11 protein-coding genes are annotated in these 20,132 nt (G+C 40.7%); 7 read left to right on the plus strand and 4 right to left on the minus strand.

Annotated features, from left to right (window positions below):
* Positions 1–26: 26 nt before the first annotated feature.
* Positions 27–488 carry a hypothetical protein gene (locus H6G86_RS20500; protein WP_190935851.1) on the plus strand — a complete coding sequence of 154 codons (462 nt, stop codon included), beginning with the start codon at positions 27–29 and terminating at the stop codon, positions 486–488.
* Positions 489–854: 366 nt separating this feature from the next.
* Here the strand turns inward: H6G86_RS20500 and H6G86_RS20505 are convergent, their stop codons facing one another.
* Positions 855–1,133 (minus strand): hypothetical protein, encoded by a 279-nt coding sequence (locus H6G86_RS20505; RefSeq protein ID WP_012411093.1) that lies wholly within the window; start codon positions 1,131–1,133, stop codon positions 855–857.
* 191 nt (positions 1,134–1,324) lie between these two features.
* Here H6G86_RS20505 and H6G86_RS20510 point away from each other — a divergent pair, with 191 nt between their 5' ends.
* From H6G86_RS20510 to H6G86_RS20520, 3 genes are all read left to right on the plus strand, one after another.
* Positions 1,325–1,630, plus strand: a complete 306-nt coding sequence (locus H6G86_RS20510) for a hypothetical protein (protein ID WP_190935852.1) — start codon at positions 1,325–1,327, stop codon at positions 1,628–1,630.
* Between the two features lie 144 nt (positions 1,631–1,774).
* Positions 1,775–3,112 carry a MurT ligase domain-containing protein gene (locus H6G86_RS20515; RefSeq protein WP_190935853.1) on the plus strand — a complete coding sequence of 446 codons (1,338 nt, stop codon included), beginning with the start codon at positions 1,775–1,777 and terminating at the stop codon, positions 3,110–3,112.
* Between the two features lie 60 nt (positions 3,113–3,172).
* Positions 3,173–3,991: a type 1 glutamine amidotransferase gene (locus tag H6G86_RS20520; protein ID WP_190935854.1), complete on the plus strand. Its 819-nt coding sequence runs from the start codon at positions 3,173–3,175 to the stop codon at positions 3,989–3,991.
* Positions 3,992–4,527: 536 nt separating this feature from the next.
* Here the strand turns inward: H6G86_RS20520 and H6G86_RS20525 are convergent.
* Together H6G86_RS20525 and H6G86_RS20530 are read right to left on the minus strand one after the other, a co-directional pair.
* Positions 4,528–7,647: a hybrid sensor histidine kinase/response regulator gene (locus H6G86_RS20525; protein ID WP_190935855.1), complete on the minus strand. Its 3,120-nt coding sequence runs from the start codon at positions 7,645–7,647 to the stop codon at positions 4,528–4,530.
* A 314-nt stretch (positions 7,648–7,961) separates the two neighbouring features.
* Positions 7,962–9,242 carry an adenylate/guanylate cyclase domain-containing protein gene (locus tag H6G86_RS20530; RefSeq protein WP_190935856.1) on the minus strand — a complete coding sequence of 427 codons (1,281 nt, stop codon included), beginning with the start codon at positions 9,240–9,242 and terminating at the stop codon, positions 7,962–7,964.
* A 150-nt stretch (positions 9,243–9,392) separates the two neighbouring features.
* Here H6G86_RS20530 and H6G86_RS20535 point away from each other — a divergent pair, with 150 nt between their 5' ends.
* From H6G86_RS20535 to H6G86_RS20545, 3 genes are all read left to right on the plus strand, one after another.
* Positions 9,393–10,994, plus strand: coding sequence for a DEAD/DEAH box helicase (locus H6G86_RS20535; RefSeq protein ID WP_190935857.1), 1,602 nt, complete (start codon positions 9,393–9,395; stop codon positions 10,992–10,994).
* Positions 10,924–12,138, plus strand: coding sequence for a DUF790 family protein (locus H6G86_RS20540; protein ID WP_190935858.1), 1,215 nt, complete (start codon positions 10,924–10,926; stop codon positions 12,136–12,138). Before H6G86_RS20535 ends, H6G86_RS20540 begins: the two co-directional genes overlap by 71 nt.
* 148 nt (positions 12,139–12,286) lie before the next feature.
* The gene (locus H6G86_RS20545) at positions 12,287–17,704 is read left to right on the plus strand and encodes a trifunctional serine/threonine-protein kinase/ATP-binding protein/sensor histidine kinase (protein WP_190935859.1); all 5,418 of its coding nucleotides are present in this window, start codon (positions 12,287–12,289) and stop codon (positions 17,702–17,704) included.
* A gap of 171 nt (positions 17,705–17,875) precedes the next feature.
* Here the strand turns inward: H6G86_RS20545 and H6G86_RS20550 are convergent, their stop codons facing one another.
* Positions 17,876–19,408, minus strand: coding sequence for a glycosyltransferase (locus tag H6G86_RS20550; RefSeq protein WP_190935860.1), 1,533 nt, complete (start codon positions 19,406–19,408; stop codon positions 17,876–17,878).
* Between the last annotated feature and the right edge of the window lie 724 nt (positions 19,409–20,132).

Below are 20,132 nucleotides of genomic sequence, written 5' to 3' on the forward strand. Positions count from 1 at the left end.
GATTAAGGGTTACGAGGTAATTAAGTATGATTCATCACATATCTATTTCTGTTAAAAACCCCCAGCACGTTGCCGAGGTTTTAGCTGAAGTCTTGAATGGCCAAGCTTTTCCCTTTTTCCCTCACCCAGGCAGCTATATGGTTTTTCCACTTGACGAATATGGAACAGGGATTGAAGTGTACCCGTTAAAAACTCAGCTAATGCCTGGTGAAGGAGATAAGCAGTGTACATTTGCAGAAAATCCTACTTCTTCTGGGTTCACAGCTACTCATGCAGCAATTTCAGTTTCTTCTAGTCAAGAAAAAATTGAGTTGATTGGTAAACGTGAAGGTTGGAAAGTGTTACGTTGTAACCGCAATTCTTTTTTTGATGTTATTGAGTTCTGGCTGGAAAATACAGTCATGATAGAACTACTCACACCGGAAATGTCGGCTCAATATTTGGCAGTAACGCAGCCAGAAAATTTGAAGAAAGCTTTTAATTTATAACTCTGCTACCGCTAATTTAACAAAACTATTAACTAATTTAAAATTGTTCGCGCAGCCTCTTTTAGAGAATTGAAGAGAGTTTCAGACTCTTATTTAGGGACATTCCAACAAAAAAATATCTCATTGTAGGGGCAATTGGGCAATTGACGTAAAGCGGCTACTCTACAAGTTCTCCAACGGAGTAGCCGGAGGGTATTCTACCTATGTAAATAAGGATTGACGAGTACATTCTCTGTAGAGACGGCGGTAAATCGCGTCTCTCTAACGTATCAGTCTTTTAGACGCGATAAATCACGTCTCTACATGAGGGCTTTCTGGTTTATCTCAAAGTTACAGCAAAACACTTTTCAAACAACCTCTAACATCTCAATAATTTTTTGGGTTTTTACTTGAGTGAATAGCTTTATTTAAATCCTGGAGCAAGTCTTCTTCCGCATCCCGCTCTTGCTTGAGTTCTCTAATCATTTCCTGACTAGAACCAATTAGCAAACCAGCAACTGCACCTACAAGGACGTATTTTTGCTCCAAATCTTGATACATTTGACTCGTGTAGGGGCAAGGAAGTAAATTAGCAGCAATAAAACCAATTCCTGCACCCAAAAATACCGTCACAAAGCCAGAGAAAGCGATCAGTTTAGCATTCATTTGCTTTGCTCCAATGCTTATAACTTTGCTAAATTACTAGGAGATACTCTACATTGTCTCCGCAGTTGCTAAAGTTGCTACTTAATCTTTACCTCTTGTAATAGTAGACAGAGTGGGGGGATGAGCTTTCAAGGGCAGGTTTTTAGAAAAGGGTAGAAGATAGAATAAAACATCGTGACATAAAGCAGGTCATGAACGAGTATTCAGGTTTAAACAGCTGGATAGCGATCGTTAGCGCAAAGCTACCACACTTAAGTCAGCCACAGGCGAAGGTACTGGCAATGTGGAGTTTTGAATCTGGGAATGATGACGAAGCAGCAAATTATGTGGCACATAATTTACCGCCTGCTCTCCAACCCACACGCCTTTTGAGTTGTTTCCGTCGTGGTTTCATCAAAGTTATCGTTGCTTTGTTATTGGGTCAGCCTCTCCTTTTGGTCACTTTTTCCCTCAACCTTGGACTACTAATCTCTACTTCTCTTCTGCCTAAAAAATAAAAACCTGCTCTTGAAAGCCTGCCCCTTCCCCCTACCTCAAAATTAAGAAGCTGGCTTTTTCAGTCAGGATTCGCTAAACTCACGCATATTAAATTTGCAATTAAATACTTTCAATTAGCAACGCCAGAAGACTAGGGTACAGATGTGGGAAACAAAATTCAATTCATAGATAGGCTGCGATTGGGTTTCGCAGTGTCAGTGGCAAAAAGTGTGACGTTTATAGTGCGATCGCTCCGTCTGGGTGCTGCTAGTGTATTACCAGGCTCGATTGCTCGTCGCATTGAACCCCGACTTTTACAATTATTGAGTCAGCAAGTTAAAAATGGAGTGATTTTAATTGCTGGTACTAACGGCAAAACCACTACAGCCCTGCTTTTATGCACAATCCTAGAGCGCAAGGGTTTTCGCGTCACTCATAATTCTACAGGTGCAAATCTAGAAAATGGCTTGATGACAGCGCTGTTAGAAAGCACCAACTTACTAGGCACGCTAAATACTGATTACGCCATTTTGGAAGTGGATGAAAATATTGTACCAAGAGTATTAAAGCCACTCCAGCCGCGAATTATTCTCTGTTTAAACTTGTTCCGCGACCAGCTTGATAGGTACGGCGAAGTAGATACAATTAGTAAACGTTGGACAAAAGTTATTTCTACCCTACCAACAGAAACGGTGGTAATTCCTAATGCTGATGACCCAACTTTATCTAACCTTGGTCAGCAGTTACCGCAACGAGTGTTATTCTTTGGCTTAAATGAACCAGAACACTATCTAGAAGCTATTCCTCATGCTGTTGATTCTATCTATTGCCCCAAATGTGGACATTCTCTAGATTACAAGGGTGTCTATTTGTCTCATTTGGGAGATTTCACTTGTCCCAAGTGTGGTTTCACTAAAAGTAAACCGACTCTAGAAAGTAGTGAATGGTCACAAATTCTGGTTGGTTTGTACAACAAATATAATACTTTAGCTGCTGTTACTGCGGCTATTGAGCTAGGAGTTGATGAAGTAACAATCAGAGACACTATTAACAACTTCCAAGCTGCCTTTGGTCGTGCAGAAGATTTAGTAATTAACAGTAAACGAGTGCGAATATTGTTATCAAAAAATCCCGTAGGGACGAATGAAACCATTCGCGTAGTAACTCAAAGCACAGATAAAACCACACTGCTGGTATTGAACGATCGTACACCCGATGGCACTGATGTATCCTGGATTTGGGACGTAGATACCGAGAAATTAGTCGAACGCGGCGGGACTTTAGTAGTGAGTGGCGATCGCGTCTACGATATGGCACTACGTTTACGTTACAGCCAAAAGTCCCTTGAGAGTAACTTAAATTTAATTGTGGAAGAAGATTTGCGACAAGCAATCGCAATTGCATTAGAGCATACACCAGAGAATGAAACTCTGCATATTCTGCCCACCTACTCAGCCATGCTAGAAGTACGAGAAGTTCTTACTGGGCGTAAAATTCTTTAAATTTGTCATTCGTCATTCGTTAGTAGTTATTCTCGTCCCAATTCCCCATTCCCAAAATTTATGAGTTCTCAAAATTTGGAATTAACAATAGGTTGGCTTTATCCGACGCTGATGAGTACCTATGGCGATCGCGGTAATGTAATTACTATAGAACGTCGCGCCGAGTGGCGGGGATACGATGTTAAAGTGTTACCTCTAGATCAAAATGCCACAGCCGCAGATATTAAAACTGTAGATGTCATAGTTGGTGGTGGCGCACAAGATCGTCAGCAAGAAATTGTCATGCGTGATTTGCAAGGTGCGAAAGCTGATGCAATGCGCGAGAAAATCGAAAATGGAACACCGGGAGTATTTACCTGTGGTTCTCCCCAATTACTGGGACATTATTATGAACCAGGCTTAGGACAACGGATTGATGGTTTGGGAATACTCGATTTAGTCTCGGTTCATCCTGGTGAAAATACTAAGCGCTGTATTGGTAACTTGGTAATTGAAGTGACAGCTTCACGCCTAGCGCAAGATTTAAAAGAGATGACTGGTACTACACCGTATTTGGTAGGCTTTGAAAATCACGGCGGACGTACCAAACTGGGAAAAGTGGAAGCTTTAGGGCGCGTGGTATACGGTTTGGGAAATAATGGTGAAGATGGGACAGAAGGTGCATTTTATCAGAATGCGATCGCTACTTATTCCCACGGCCCTTTGTTACCGAAAAATCCCTTTGTCGCCGATTGGTTAATTCAAACAGCATTACGGCTAAAGTATCAGCAGGAAATTACCTTAAAACCTTTTGACGATAGCCTCGCTGCACAAGCAAGAGAAGCGATGTTTAAGCGGTTGAAAGTCAGTTTACCAGGTGCTACGGCAGCGAAAGTTTAACCTCAGTTCGCTGATTAAGCCTCTCTCCGTGTCGGGGCTAGGGTGTACACACAAGTCCTTCTCACCCCCTCTAACCCTCCACTTTACAAGGGGAGGGTTAGGGAGGGGTAAAACGCTTGTGGGATAAGCGTTAGAACTTAAGTTGACACCAATGAGCATTGCTGTACCCCCAATACGGTTCGGTTAAAGGGTAAAGGGGAAAGGGAAAAGGTTTTGAATACATCCTTTCCCCTTTACCCCTTACCCTTTATCCAGACACAAGGAAAGTGAAAAATGCTTATCCGAACTGTATTGGCTGTACCCCTACAGTATGGTCTATTTACGATCGCAGGATAATCAGGAAAACTCCGTCGCCGAGTATTTGAACCGGATGAATCCACCTTTGAACTCCGTTTACGAGTATTAAAGGCTCATTCATAAGCCTTTAATACTCGTAAACCATTATAAAAATTCATTAAACAAGGCAAAAGTAAAAAGCAAAAGAAATATTAAATTCATCTTGAATTTTTACTTTTTAATTTTTAATTTTTAATTCTTCAAGTGCGTCCGGTGAGGTTGGCAACTACAACTGCTAACTCGGCGGGATTTACTGGCTTGGGGACGTGGAGTTGAAAGCCTGCTAACAACGCTTGCGTGCGATCTTCTGCCCTAGCATAGGCTGTCAGCGCTACTGCTGGAATCCGCCCTCCTTGATCTGTTGGTAGCGCCCTCACTTGACGAATTAGTGCGTAGCCATCTTGTTGTGGCATACCGATATCGCTCACCATTATATGGGGGTGAAATTGTTGCAAAGCAAGCAGGGCTTCACAAGCAGATGCTGCTGCTATGACTTGCGCCCCATACTGTCCCAGAATGGTGGTGAGTAAATGACGCGCGTCTGCTTCATCATCGACAATTAGCACTCGCAAGTCATCTAGCCTGGGCAGGTAATTATTAGCCTTTGGGACATCCACCAGAGATGAAAGCTGCTCTGCTGTATTAGCCTCTACATAAACGGCTTTCATCGGCAGATTGACAATGAATGTCGCTCCATGTCCAATTCCTAGACTTTCCACAGAGACTGTGCCACCGTGTAATTCTACCAAGTGACGGACGATCGCTAACCCTAATCCTAGTCCGCCATGCGATCGCGTGCTGGAACTGTCAGCTTGACGAAAGCGTTCAAATACATGGGGGAGGAATTCGGCAGCAATTCCCGCTCCCGTATCACTCACTCGAATTTGCACGGAAGATTCAATCCGCTCTAATTGCACATCAACTCTTCCGCCCTTGGGTGTAAACTTGACGGCGTTTGAGAGCAAGTTCCACACAACCTGTTGCAAGCGGTTGGTATCACCCACAACTACCCCAATTTCAGGATCAAATCTACACTTGATGTTAATCTCTTTAGCCTCAGCTGCTGGGCGCACAGTATCAATTGCCGCCTCTACAAGTGGTACAAGTTTTATCCGATGGATACTGAGATGAAGTGTACCTCTAATAATCCGTGACACATCTAGGACATCTTCGATTAGTTGCGTCAGGGATTTAGTGTTACGCTCAATTGTTTCTAGCGCCCGCGCAGTAGTAGCCTCATCAAACTTGCGATTTCTTAGTAGCTGCGTCCAACCCAATATGGCGTTTAAGGGTGTGCGGAGTTCGTGGGAGAGGGTGGCGAGAAACTCATCCTTCATTCGGTTTGCTGCTTCTGCATCAGCGCGTGCTGCTTGTTCGCGTTCAAGCAGTTGTTCGCGTTCTTGCTCTGCTTGCTTGCGATCGGTAATATCGAGCATAAATCCATGTAGTAGCTGTGGCCCATTCTCATCCCGCACAACATTAACAATGTCATACAGCCACACAACTCTGCCATCAGCAGCCAACATTCTGTATTCAAATTCGTAATTATTCAGTGACAGCGAAGATTCTTGGCAATATTGAATAACCCACTCGCGATCTTCTGGATGTATATGTTTTGCCCAGAAATCATCGATGTACCAGTCTGATAATGGATAGCCAAGAATCTCAACGGTTTGCGGTCCTACATAAGTAAAATTTCCGTTAGTGGCATTCACCTCCCAAGGAATTATGCGGACTTTTTCGGTGAGTGTCTTTAACCGTTTCTCGCTCTGTTTTAGAGCGAATTCTGCTAACTTGTGAAGTGTAATATCTGTGATTAGGGCAACAAATCCTTCAACTTTTCCTTGCTCACTAAACTGGGGAACGTAACTTACATTTATGTAATGGTTTGTGCCATCTTTATGAGGTAATTGGGTTTCATAAGTGACTTCCTCTCCAGAAAGTACTGCTTCTACATAAGGAAGAATTGACTGATAAACCGACTCTCCCAGAATTTCTCTAATGTGTTTACCATAAATTTCGGAAGCGGGAAGCCCAAACCAGTCTTCATATCCCTTGTTATTAAAGCGATAACTCTGCTGGGAATCAACATAAGAAATCTGGACGGGCACAGCATTTGTAATTAGCCGCAGTTGATCTTCTCGTTGATGTAGTGCTGCTTCTGCTCGTTTGCGTTCTGTGATATCGCGTTGAGTTCCCCACGCTCTGACTAAAAGCCCATTTTCGACAATTCCCACTAGATTATTCAAAAAATATTTGGAATTACCTTGCTTATCTATTTCGTGAGACTCTGCATCGATTAATCGGTAGTTAGAACGGATAAAATTACGCAGGTATGCAATATTATGTGGATCGGAGGCAATGAGAAAATCTCCTAGTCTGGCGTTGATAATTTCTTCGGCACGAGAACAGCCATACATCTGTGCCATCACATTGTTGCATTCGGCTAAGTAAACATATTGATAAAAATGTTGAATTTGTTCATCTTCTGGACAGTCCTCTGAAATTGGTACTTCTAGTTCAATGCACCAAATACCTTCTGAACTCTGCTCTAAAAAAGCGCGGTAGCGTTCTTCGCTTTGGCATAGGGCAAGCTCTACCTGTTTGCGTTCGCTTAAATCAAGGACAAAAGAGATAATATCGTTAGAATTATTTTCTAACAAAGCAGAACCTAGCAGGATGGAAACGCAGCTTTGATCTTTGCGGATGTATTCGTTCTCAAAGGGCTGACACACACCTTTGGCTTTGAGTTCTGCGATCGCACTGTTGTTTGCTTCAATATATTTTGGTGGGATCATGTCGCGCCATCGAACCCGCCCTGCAAGTAAATCTTCTTGCGAATAACCTACCATTCGTAAAAAAGCATCATTAGCTTCTGCGATCGCTCCGTCCATATTGGCTACAATTACCCCAATAATGTTGGACTCTACCAACCTTCTAAACTTTGCCTCACTCACTTTTAACTTCTGCAAACTCATTTGAAGATGTTGTTTGGCAGTGCGTAACTCTGAGTTGAGCAAGCTGATAAATGTTGTCACCAAGACAAACAAGCCTAACCGTCTTATGTTGTCTAGACTTGCAACCAAGAGCGAAAACACTGGCTCTAAGAAAAAATAGCTAACGGCTAAAGTAGACAAAGCAGTAGCCAGCAAACCTGCTTCCATACCACCATACCAAGCACTAACCGCCACGGCAGCAAAAAACAGTAGGAAAATAGTTGGTTTTAGTAGTGGCTGTAGCAATAGTGTTAGTAGCAATGCGCTACCAACAGCCAATAGTGCAACAGCATAGGGTGCTAGAAGGGAACGTGTTCCTTTCAATGTGGCTTCTCCTTTTATGCAGCTAGCTAAAGGATTATTCCCAAAATCAGCTAGAGAATGCGATGCGTTAGCCAGTCTGCGTTCGCTTCTAGCGTCTCGTAGAGAGCGTCACAGCCCGTCGTAGACATCGCTCAATATTTATTATGCATCGAAATAATATACATTAAAGCAGTTATTTGCTGTGAATCTATCTAAAGGATTAAAGCTTAGTTTTAGCAGAGGTTAAATAGCTAAGATTTATCGCTCTAATTATATATTTTATATTTCTCTATATCCGTCAAACAGCATAGCTATAATTAATTTTAAAAATTAACTTATTTTAGGATATAAGTCATCATTTCTCCTTTGCCTTTAACCTGAATCAAACCTCGTTTATCGAATAAGTATTTATCTTTTAAAAGCTGAGAAGTTGCTTCACAGACCTGGATACTACCGACTATTTCATGTGATTCCATTCTACTAACAGTATTTACTGTATCTCCCCAGAGATCGTAAGCAAACTTTTTCAGACCAATCACTCCCGCTACAACTGGCCCTGTACTAATGCCAATACGGATGCTAAATAATTGATTATTTTCTGCATTAAAGATAGCTATATCATTTAGCATATCTAACGCCATATTAGCTATTGCTGAAGCATGATCGTTAGACTGAGGCAATCCGGCAACAGCCATATATGCGTCGCCAATAGTCTTGATTTTCTCTACTCCATGAAGTTCTGCTAACTGGTCAAACAAACAGAATATTGTATTTAAGAACTCAACTAATTCCGTAGGAGATGTACGAGCTGAAAGCTCTGTAAAACCAACAATATCGGCAAATAATACCGTAACTTCCATAAAACTATCAGCAATAGTTGTAGGCTGTTGTTTTAATTGTTCTGCAATCATACCTGGCAGAATATTTAGTAGCAGCCGTTCCGATTTTTGCTGCGCCAGTTCCATTGCTTTACGTGCATAAAATTCTTTTTTTCGCAAGCGTTCGTATAAAAATACAGAAAATACACAAATGAGGCAAGTCCAAAAGAAATATAATCCTTGTTCAGCATAAAAGGCTGATGGATTCTTCAAGATAGGATTATATAATAAATATAAGGTTAAATAGCAAATTATTGTTCCGGATTGAGATATTAAATGCATCCACCATTGAACTGGTATAATTGTCGCCTGAGTGAGAAACATCAGAGTCCAAATATTGCTTTTAGGTTCCAGATTATTAAACAGTAAAGCTATATCAATTTGGACAACACAAGTTACAGCCCAGCATAAACTCAAAAAAATTAAATCAGGATGGCGACGACCGATAGGAGTTTTACATAAACCCCAACAAATAAGAGTGAATAATTCTACTACAATCCCAATTTTAAAAGCGTATATCTTGGCTTCTAGATATGAATTTGCCCAAAGGAAAAAAGCGATTAAAGTCAAGCCAGCTACCAGCATAATCTGCGCCTGCAATTGCAGCCGTTTCAATAGAAAGCTCTGTCGCTGTTCTTTATAGGATTCGGCAAGGTTATTGTTGGTTTGCCGATTGGACATTCCGTGACTAATGAGCGCATCTAGTTGGGTTTTATCTGAGTGACTTGGATGAATCATGCACTTTTTGCGTTATTAGTAATCAAGGGACTAGGGAGTAAAGAAGGGAATAGGGTACAGGTTACAGGGTACAGATTATTCCCTATCACCTGTCACCTGTAACCTAATCCCAATTCCCAATCCCCAATCCCCAATCCCCAATTCCCATAAATGGCTCGTACCCCTACACTAAATTTTGATCGTGGCACATTAATTTTGCATCCACCACCACGCGGCAAAGGTTGGATGGATTATGCTACGTGGGATGATAGAGTTGAAAAATTCCGCATTCCAGCAATTAGATACCGATCGCTAGTAGAAGCACTACAAGCGGAAGATGTGAATTTTATCGATGAGGCCAAGCAATTTTATCCTGTAGATTTGGTTCCCACTTTGGAAATGGAACCCTATCCCCACCAGACTGAGGCGTTAGCGGCTTGGAAACTGGCGGGTAGACAAGGGGTGGTTGTGCTTCCCACGGCGGCGGGAAAGACTTATTTAGCACAAATGGCGATGCAATCAACGCCGCGCACGACGCTAATTGTGGTGCCAACTCTAGATTTAATGCATCAGTGGTATGCACATTTGGTAGCGGCTTTCCCCGATGCTGAGGTGGGATTGCTGGGAGGTGGTTCGCGGGATAGAACAGCTATCTTAGTTGCAACTTATGATAGTGCAGCAATTCACGCTGAGACGTTGGGAAATCAATATGCGCTGATTGTTTTTGATGAATGCCATCATTTACCGACAGATTTTAATCGGGTTATCGCTGAATATGCGATCGCACCTTATCGTCTGGGACTCTCTGCTACACCAGAACGCACCGATGGTAAACACGCTGAGTTAAATATTCTGATTGGCCAAGAAGTATATCGCAAACGCGCTGAAGATTTGGCGGGGAAGGCATTAGCAGAGCATGAAATTGTCCAAATTAAGGTAAAGTTATCGCAACTTGAGCGGGAAAGATACAACCAGTTAATTCAAACCCGCAATGACTTTTTGAAGCAATCGAAGATTTCTTTGGGGAGTCTACAAGGTTGGCAAATGTTCGTGCAAATGAGTGCTAGATCGCAATCTGGACGGAGAGCGATGTTAGCGCACCGAGAAGCGAAAGATATTGCTTTAGGGACTGATGGGAAGTTGCGAATTCTGATTAATTTATTGGCAGAACATTATCCGGCAAGAATTTTGATTTTTACTGCTGATAATGCAACGGTTTACCGCATTTCTCAAGAGTTGCTAATTCCGGCTATTACTCATCAAACTCCTGTGAAGGAACGGCATGAGATATTAACTAAGTTTCGAGAGGGTAAATATAATACTTTGGTTGCTTCTCATGTTTTGAATGAAGGGGTTGATGTACCGGCGGCAACTGTTGCAATTATTTTATCGGGAACAGGTTCGGCTAGGGAGTATACTCAGCGATTGGGGAGGATTTTACGGAAGGGGAATATTGAGAATAAGCAGGCGATTTTGTATGAGGTGGTGGCGGAGGATACGAGTGAGGAGGGGACTTCGGCTAGGCGGAGAGGGGAGAGAAAAGACGAACCGCAGAGGCGCGGAGGACGCAGAGAGGAAGAGGAGAAGAAGGGGAAGTTAGAGGTTGTGTATGGGAGTGAGAAGGAAAGGAGTTTGAAGGCTGCGGAACAGTTAGAAATTAATTATTCAACGGGAAGTTCTAAATCTAAAATCCAAAATTCAGATGTTACCGACAGACTTACTGATGCATCGCCAAAACGGGGAGGAGATCATCCCGAAGAGACTGAAGATTGATCAAAAAACTTCGGAGTTGGCGATTGAGTTAATTAATTATTTTCAATCAGCAGTGGGGAAGACTCAGGGTGTGCTTGAGCGACAACTGACTGATTTTGAAGGAGATTCTACAGATTATCGGGTGAAGCGAGGGTTAGCTTATATTCTCAAAAGCAGTTTTTGCACTTTTGAGGTGGTTAGTCCTTTGGAACCACAGATGTTAAGAGAACGGGTGTTTTCGTTGGCTGCAAAGTCTGTTTCTAGTCGAGAATCAACCCAAGCTACTCTGAGTAAAATTGCTGATGAGTTAACTCAAGAACTTAAACGGGAAGTTTTACTAGAACAGGTTCGGAATGGACTATATGCTGATTTATCTGAAAATAAAATTTTGACAGTTTTTGATGCACCAACAGCGCCAGATTTGTTAAATCGATATAACTTATCTCAGGTGCAGGGTGTATTTTATAAGGCCAGTAAACTGGTGTTAAATGCTCATCGGAATGTTCCGGGTGAATATAAGCTGTTATTTCGCTATCTGAAGTTGTTTCAATTGATGGCTTATATTGAAGGTGATGCTGACCACGGGTTTACCATTACCATTGACGGGCCGACGAGTTTGTTTAATCCTAGTACACGATATGGGTTAGCGATCGCTAAACTAATTCCGGCTTTACTTCACGTTACTAAATGGAGTCTTTCTTCTATTCTCCAAACCCGCGACGCTTATACAAATACTTGGAAAACTGGACGTTTTACCCTCAATTCTGAATGTGGTTTAGTATCCCACTATCCGCCCGGCAAGCCTTACGATAGTATGTTAGAAGCATCCTTTGCTGATAAGTGGGATGCTTTGAAAAGCGGTTGGGCATTAGAGCGAGAAGTTGATTTGATCCCAATTCCCGGTAGTGTGATGATTCCCGATTTTCGCTTAGTGCATTCTGATGGACGCACTTTCTTATTAGAAATTGTTGGTTATTGGCGGCCAGAATATTTACAAAAGAAATTTTCTCAGGTGCGGCGGGCTGGACGTGATGACCTAATTTTGGCAATTTCTGAACGACTTAATTTAGAAAAGGCGGGAGTAAAATTAAATGATGTTCCCGCCAGAATTGTTTGGTTTAAAGATAAGTTGTTGCCGAAAGCTGTCTTAGCTGTAATGGATTGATTAAAGAAGTTGGGGATCTCGCAACCCATCAAAACTAATGACATGAACTACTAGTCAGACTATGAAACTGTAATCTTTAGCAATTAACCTTAGTGTAACGTTACTAATTTGGGAACAATAAACTGAGAAATCACTAGGATTTAGCAGTATGTTCAGCACTCAGGTTAGTATTCCCAAATATCAAGTCATTGAAGAAATCTACAATGGTTTGAGAACCATTGTTTATCGTGGGTATCGAGAAAGTGACTCATTACCTGTAGCGATCAAACTGCTGAAAAATTCATATCCCACCTTTAATGAACTGGTACAGTTTCGCAATCAGTACACCATTGGCAAAAATCTCAACTCATCCCTGATCGTCCAAACTTACAGCCTGGAAGCATATCAAAATGGCTATGTGTTGGTGATGGAAGATTTTGGTGGCATTTCTCTAAAAGATTATTTTACTCGTAACCAGACGCGGAACTTTGGGTCTTTGCAAGAGTTTTTACAAATAGCGATCGCACTGTGCAATACCTTAGAGATACTCTATACTGAGCGCATCATTCATAAAGACATCAAACCGAGCAATATTTTAATTAATCCTCATTCCAAAGAAGTTAAATTAATCGACTTTAGTATTGCCTCTCTATTACCAAGGGAAACACTAACCCTAATTAGTCCCAACGTATTAGAAGGAACACTAGCTTATATTTCTCCAGAACAAACAGGGAGAATGAATCGAGGAATTGACTACCGAACAGATTTTTATTCACTTGGTGTAACTTTCTACGAGTTACTCACAGGTGAGTTACCTTTTCAATCAAATGACCCAATGGAGTTGGTACATTCTCATATTGCTAAAATAGCCTCTTCAGTACATAAAATTAACTTACAAATTCCGATTGTCATCTCGGAGATAGTTAGCAAGTTGATGGCAAAAAATGCTGAAGACCGCTATCAAAGCGTATTAGGATTAAAGTATGATTTAGAAATGAGTTTGGGTCAACTAAATAAAACAGGTAAAATTGAAAATTTCAAAATTGCCCAACGGGATGTGTGCGATAGATTTATTATCCCTGATAAACTCTATGGACGGGAATTAGAAATAAAAATCCTACTAAAAGCATTTGAAAATGTCAGCCTGGGTGCAACAGAAATAACATTGGTAGCTGGTTTTTCTGGAATTGGTAAAACTGCGATTGTTAACGAAGTCCATAAACCTATTGTTCGTCAACGCGGTTATTTTATCAAAGGCAAATTTGACCAATTTAATCGGAATATTCCTTTCTCGGCATTTGTTCAAGCTTTCCGTAATTTTATGGAGCAGTTACTAGCAGAAAGCAGTATTAAAATACAAGAATGGAAAAATAAAATTGTTCAAGCATTAGGTGAAGATAGTCAAGTAATCATTGAAGTAATTCCTGAATTAGAAAGAATTATTGGCAAACAGCCCCCTGCACCAGAGTTATCAGGTAACGCCGCCCAAAACCGATTTAATTTATTATTTCAGAAATTTCTCCAAGTATTTACAACTAAAGACCATCCTTTAGTAATATTTTTAGATGACTTACAGTGGGTAGATTCGGCTTCATTAAAACTAATACAATTATTAACGAATGAAGCTAATCAGGGATATTTGTTGTTAATTGGTGCGTATCGAGACAATGAAGTATTTCCAGCACATCCGTTGATGGTGATGTTGGATGAAATTCGCAAAACAAGTGTAACTGTAAATAGCCTTACCCTAAAACCACTAAACCAATTACAATTGAATCAACTTGTAGCAGATACGTTAAATTGTACAGAGAATGTGGTATTATCTATTTCGCAATTGGTTGATCGAAAAGCTCAAGGCAATCCATTTTTTGCAACTCAGATTCTCAAATCATTACATCAAGACCGACTAATTCAATTCAATTTTGTGGAGGGATGTTGGCAATGCGATATTTCCCAAATAAATCAGCAAACTTTAGCAGATGATGTTGTTGAGTTTATGGTCTTCCAATTACGAAGACTACCAGAAGCAACTCAACAACAATTGAAGCTAGCTGCTTGTATTGGGAATCAATTCGATTTAAAAACATTAGCGATTGTTTCCAAACAATCGGAGATAGAAACCGCAGATTGTTTGTGGAAGGCTTTGCAAGAAGGGTTGATTTTGCCGCAAAGTGAAGTTTATAAGTTTTTTGTTGATTCAGAAAATCAAGCAACTACTCAAGAACATTCTGAGATGGTTGTATATAAATTTTTACACGATCGCGTCCAGCAAGCTGCTTATTCACTTATTCCAGAAGCACAAAAACAGTCAACACACCTGCAAATTGGGCGATTGTTGTTGGAAAATACACCTTTGCATCAGCAAGAGGAAGGGATTTTTGCGATCGTTAACCAATTCAATTACGGATTGGAGTTGTTGGAAGAACCTGGCGAACGAGAACATCTGGCCCGATTAAATCTAATAGCTGGTTGTAAAGCCAAAAACTCAACTGCTTATGCAACAGCAGTTGAGTATTTAAAAGTTGCAATGCTTTTATTACCAATAAATGCTTGGCAAAGTAGCTACGATTTGGCCCTTGCGGTTTACGAATCTGCGGCTGAAGCAGAATATCTGAATACAAACTTTGAGTCATCAAAATCATTAGTAGAGATTATCCTCAAAAACGCCAAATCTCCATTAGAAAAAGTTCGTACTTATGAGATTCAAATCCAGTCTTATACGGCACAAAATAAATTCATTGAAGCAATAGCTACAGGTAGAGAAGCACTCCAATTACTAGATTTGACCTTACCTGAAGATGGTAATACTCAAATGATTTTTGATGAATATGACCAGTTGCAACAAATGTTGGTTCATCAATCAATTGCAGCATTGGCAGATATGCCAGAAATAACCGATCCCAAAAAATTAGTTGCACTTCGCATTTTATCGGGTTTATTTGCTCCGGTTTATATAGCCAAACCGATGTTGCTGCCACTCAAGATTTTTACAATGATCAAAATTTGTATTCAATCTGGCAACTCACCACAGGCTGCTGTAGCTTACAGTCTCTATGGATTATTTTTGTGCAGTATTGGTGCAATTGAAGATGGATATAGCTTTGGTAAACTGGCAATACAACTTTTAGATAATTTTCAAACTAAAGAACTTAAAAGTAGAGTTTACCTCACATTCAGCCTATTTATTAAACACTGGAAAGATTCAATTAAATCCACATTAGGTTTATTTTTAGATGGTTTGCAAAGTGGGTTAGAAACTGGAAATTTAGAATATGTTGGTTATTGTGCTAATTGCTATAGTCAGTTTCTCTTTTGGAGTGGAGAAAATTTAGAAAATGTGGTGCTGGAGGCAGATAAATATTGCGACCTAATGCAGCAAATTAAACAAGAGGTATCTCTAGTTTGGGGAAATATCTGGCGGCAGACAGTTTTAAATTTACAAGGAGAAGCGGTTAATCCCTGCTATTTAATTGGTAAACATTTTCACGAAGAAGAGATGTTACCAACTTTGATTGCAACTAACAATATTAATGGTATTTGTTATGTCTATCTAGCAAAAACTCTCCTAGCTTATCTTTTTGGCGAATACGAGTCTGCTTGGGAATATTCCCAAAAATTTGAGCAGTATGAGCAGGGAGCAGCAGGCTTATTAATTGTTCCTTTGCGAAATTTCTATCAATCTTTGAGTTTATTAGCTCTTTGTTCTCAGGCAAATGAAGCACAGCAACAGCTTTATCTCCAGAAAGTAGCTGAAAACCAAGTAAAAATGCAAGAATGGGCAAATCATGCGCCAGTCAATTATCAGCATAAGTACAATTTAGTTTTGGCTGAACAAGCTCGTGTAACTGGCGATCGCGTACAAGCCGCAGATTACTATGAAATAGCTATCCAAGAAGCGATCGCCAATGACTATGTTCAGGAAACAGCGATCGCTAACGAGCTTGCTGCTAAATTTTACCTAGAATGGAGTAAAGAAAAAGCCGCAGAAGGATATCTGCAACAGGCATATTACTGCTATGCCCGTTGGGGAGCAAAAGCCAAAACTGATGACTTGGAAAAACGCTATCCCAAATTACTCAAACCCATTTTGCAACAGCAAGAATTCAACTTTAATCCCTTAGAAAGCATAGCCACTATTGTCGGTACATCTACTTTCGCTACCAGCAGTACTAATATTTTTGATACTCTAGATTTGACCTGCATTCTCAAAGCCGCTCAAACTATCTCTAGTTGTATCGAATTAGACGTACTAATCAGCAGCCTCACCCGCATTATCCTAGAAAATTCAGGTGCAAAAACATCTGTATTAATTCTTCCTCAAGAAGATGTTTGGCAAGTGCGGGCAATTACCTTTATCGATCAACAGTCAAATTCTCGGACTGATGTCAAAACCATTCTTGATTCACAACTACTAGACGCTTGTCAAGATATTCCGATAAAACTGATCAATTACGTTAAAAATACTCAAGAAACTGTCATCATAGATAATTGCAAAACAAATATTCCCGGTATCATTGGGGAATATATGCTCTTACATCAACCTCAAAGCGTATTATGTACGCCCATTATTAATCAAGGTCATTTGGTGGGGATTCTCTACCTAGAAAATCAACTGAATCAAGGGGTATTTACTACTAATCGTTTACAGGTGATTAACCTACTATCTTCCCAAGCAGCAATTGCCTTAGAAAATGCCCAACTTTATCAGCAAGCCGGCCAAGCGTTACAAGATTTGCAACAAGCTCAATTACAAATTGTCCAAAGCGAAAAAATGTCTGCATTGGGTAACTTAGTGGCTGGGGTGGCTCACGAAATGAATAATCCTTTGGGCTTTATTGCTGCCAGTCTCAAACAAGCTAAACCCACCTTTTTTGATATTTTTGAACACTTAAAACTGTATCAAGAAAAGTTTTCCGAGCCGGGAGATGAAATCATCAAACATGCTGAAGAAATTGATTTAGATTATACATTAGAAGACTTCCCCAAGATAATTGATTCGATGACTATGGCCTGTGAGAGGCTAGAAAATATTAGTACGAGCCTCCGAACTTTTTCTCGTGCCGATAGAGATTACAAAGTTCCATTTAACATTCACGAAGGGATTGATAGTACAATTCTAATTTTAAAACATCGTCTCAAAGCTAATGATCACCGTCCCGCAATTGAGGTAGTGACTAACTACAGTAACTTGCCACCAGTTGAATGCTTTCCGGGACAATTAAATCAAGTGTTTATGAATATCCTAGCGAATTCTATTGATGCCTTGGATGAATCAAATACAGATCGGACATTTGAGGATATTAAAGCTAATCCGAATCAAATTACAATTACCACCTCCTTAAAATATCAACAGGTCGAAGTAAAGATTGCTGATAATGGGGTGGGAATGAGCGAGTCAGTCAAAGAAAAAATATTTGAGCATTTGTTTACTACTAAAGGTGTTGGTAAAGGAACGGGATTAGGATTAGCGATCGCTCATTCTATTGTTGTAGAAAAACACAGTGGCACTCTAAATGTAAATTCTACTCCAGGTGAAGGAACAGAATTTGTCATTAGCTTACCAATTCTGGCTGAAACTCAAAGTTAACTTGTTGCAGATATGAACCAATACGCTTGGGTTAGGCATAAAAACCTTAACCTGTGTAGGTTGCAATACTTTTCGGGTTTTGGGGAAAAGGGAAAATCTTTACCCCAAACCCGATTCCGAGTTAAAAATGCACAAAGCGAGAAGTATAGGGTTCAGAACTACTAAACTTTTTCAAGTGCTAGGTGTGCTTAGTACCTTTTGATTGGTTCCAAAGTAGAGGTCGCTTAATTCTTCCAAAGAAACATCGGTCTGTGATTCTGGATTACGAAAGTAGGGATGGATGGGCAGAAGTTCAGCGCGAGGGCGGTTTTCCGGTAAAGACAGAATCTGCTCAAGCAAAGTCAGGTAGTTTTCAGCAGTGGATTCCCAACTGTACGTCTTCAGAACCCGTTGCTGACCAGCTTGGGCAAAATACTCCCACTCCTGAGCATCACATAGCACCCGCTCCAAGCCTCGTGCAATATCAGCAGGATCTTCTGGGTCTACGAGTATGCCATATTGCTTATTTCCCTGTCGCAAGCTTTCGCTAGGGCCACCATTCTTGGTTGCTACCACTGGTAAACCAGCAACTGCTGCTTCTAAAGGAGCAAGTCCAAAGGGTTCGTAAAGTGCTGTCAGCGCGAATACCGAGCGACGTTTAACCATAAACCGATAGGCTGCTGCTAGTGACTCTTGAGACTGATCTAACAAGCCAAATGCACTAATCTTGCCCCACAAGTCGTTTTCCTTGACCACCTCTCGAATGGGGGCTAATACCTCTTCAGCTATGCTGTCACTAGCCTCTTCTCGTAAGGGATCGTCCAGTCCCCCTGTAAGTAACATCAAGTTAGCTCGTTCCTGAAGTGTTGGACTGATTGCAAAGGCTTGCACTAGCCCTAATATGTTTTTTTTAGGCTCTAATCGACTGGATGCTACGATAACGGGTAAATCTCGACGGGCTTCTGCAATGTCCCGTGCTAATCGCTCCTGAATGAACTCTTCAGTCGCCTTCTCATTTTCGGAACGTGCCTTTGCACCGAAAATCGAGAAATCTGCTCCCGGTGGAATCACTGCAAAGCGGTTGTCGTTGTCTACATCCACTGCACCCCCATAGACTCGATGAGAATACTGTTGAAAGCGTTCTTGTCGTGTACTGGTGATATTAACGACCGAGCGATTCATGCTCAAGCGTTCGGCTAGGATGCGATATTTAAAATGGAATTGCTCATCTATTTCTAACAAGTTCTCTGAAGTGACTTCCAGCTTGTCCATCTTTTGGGCACCGAGAGAATGAGCAGTAAAGGTAAAAGGTATGCCTGTATCCTCTTCAATTAGAACGCCACACAGCCCTCCATCGGCATAGTGAGCAGTCATAGCATCGGGTAAGCCACTTTGCTGTTGATAAAATTTCAAGATGTTGGGTACCCAATCACTAATCAAATGAGTCCATAACAACTCTTTGGGGAGAAATTCTTTTGGCCCAGCTGGTAAGCGGATAATGCGGACGTTATCGATTCCGGGATAAGTGTCAAACGTTTGGGCAAACTCTGGCCATTCCGGGTCAATAATTTGACGGGTGAGAATATCAACTTTGTGTCCCTTTTCGGCTAAGGCTATGGCGACTTGCTTAACGTAGATCAGTTGACCCCCAAAATCTGGGTGTTTGGTTATGTGACTATTGTTTGAATCAAAATTGCCTTGAGGGTTGAGAAATCCAATGTGCATCGCCCACTTCCTAATACAGGTTGATTTCTACTAGAGATTTTGCCTGAACACGGCAGCATAAAAGCTTAGTGAGCTTGTTAAAAACTCCCAAGGCTGAAAAACGCAGGCAGTGGGACTTTACGTAAATACCATTGCTCAAAAAGTAAGCCAAAGGGCTTTTATTGATTCCCTTTAGCTTAAACCCAGCCAATTCGCGCATTTTCCTAATATTCAAGTTAATCGCTATTGCGGTTCGCGCACATATACCGGATGGCATAAATGGTAAGGTGATATTTCTCTTTAAAATTCAACGTATTCTTGCTCTTATTCCGTAGTTTACTTTTATCTGCATCTTTTGTTGCCCAAAATATATCAATACACTTACTAAATAGTAAATTTATTTCTTCCACAACAACGCATTGGCTAAAGGAAAACTATGTTTATTGGGCAATTCTATCACTCAAGATGATGCTTGCTATCAGATACAAATATTACAAAAAGAAGTAAATCCCAAAATCTATACGATGGTCTCACAAAAGAGATTTTAAGTAAATCTACACGCTGACATAAATAAATTTATTCATTTTGGTAGATGTCGGTATTTGCTATTTTTCGTAAATTTATGAAGCTGAAAAAATTTGCAGATAAACTTGTTAGTATATTTATGACTTCAAAAGTAACAAGGATGTTGCCAATATTATTAATTAACGGTGAAAAATTATATTTTCAATCAAACGTAAGGCGA

The sequence above is a fragment of the Nostoc sp. FACHB-133 genome, assembly GCF_014698055.1.
Classification (GTDB): domain Bacteria; phylum Cyanobacteriota; class Cyanobacteriia; order Cyanobacteriales; family Nostocaceae; genus Nostoc.

What these genes read in the sequence shown, in the direction of transcription:
- H6G86_RS20500 (WP_190935851.1), top strand. Translation starts at nt 27, where the DNA reads ATGATTCATCACATATCTATTTCTGTTAAAAACCCCCAGCACGTTGCC.
- H6G86_RS20535 (WP_190935857.1), top strand. Translation starts at nt 9,393, where the DNA reads ATGGCTCGTACCCCTACACTAAATTTTGATCGTGGCACATTAATTTTG.
- H6G86_RS20545 (WP_190935859.1), top strand. Translation starts at nt 12,287, where the DNA reads ATGTTCAGCACTCAGGTTAGTATTCCCAAATATCAAGTCATTGAAGAA.
- H6G86_RS20550 (WP_190935860.1), bottom strand. Translation starts at nt 19,408, where the DNA reads ATGCACATTGGATTTCTCAACCCTCAAGGCAATTTTGATTCAAACAAT.
- H6G86_RS20505 (WP_012411093.1), bottom strand. Translation starts at nt 1,133, where the DNA reads ATGAATGCTAAACTGATCGCTTTCTCTGGCTTTGTGACGGTATTTTTG.
- H6G86_RS20530 (WP_190935856.1), bottom strand. Translation starts at nt 9,242, where the DNA reads ATGATTCATCCAAGTCACTCAGATAAAACCCAACTAGATGCGCTCATT.
- H6G86_RS20520 (WP_190935854.1), top strand. Translation starts at nt 3,173, where the DNA reads ATGAGTTCTCAAAATTTGGAATTAACAATAGGTTGGCTTTATCCGACG.
- H6G86_RS20510 (WP_190935852.1), top strand. Translation starts at nt 1,325, where the DNA reads ATGAACGAGTATTCAGGTTTAAACAGCTGGATAGCGATCGTTAGCGCA.
- H6G86_RS20540 (WP_190935858.1), top strand. Translation starts at nt 10,924, where the DNA reads ATGTTACCGACAGACTTACTGATGCATCGCCAAAACGGGGAGGAGATC.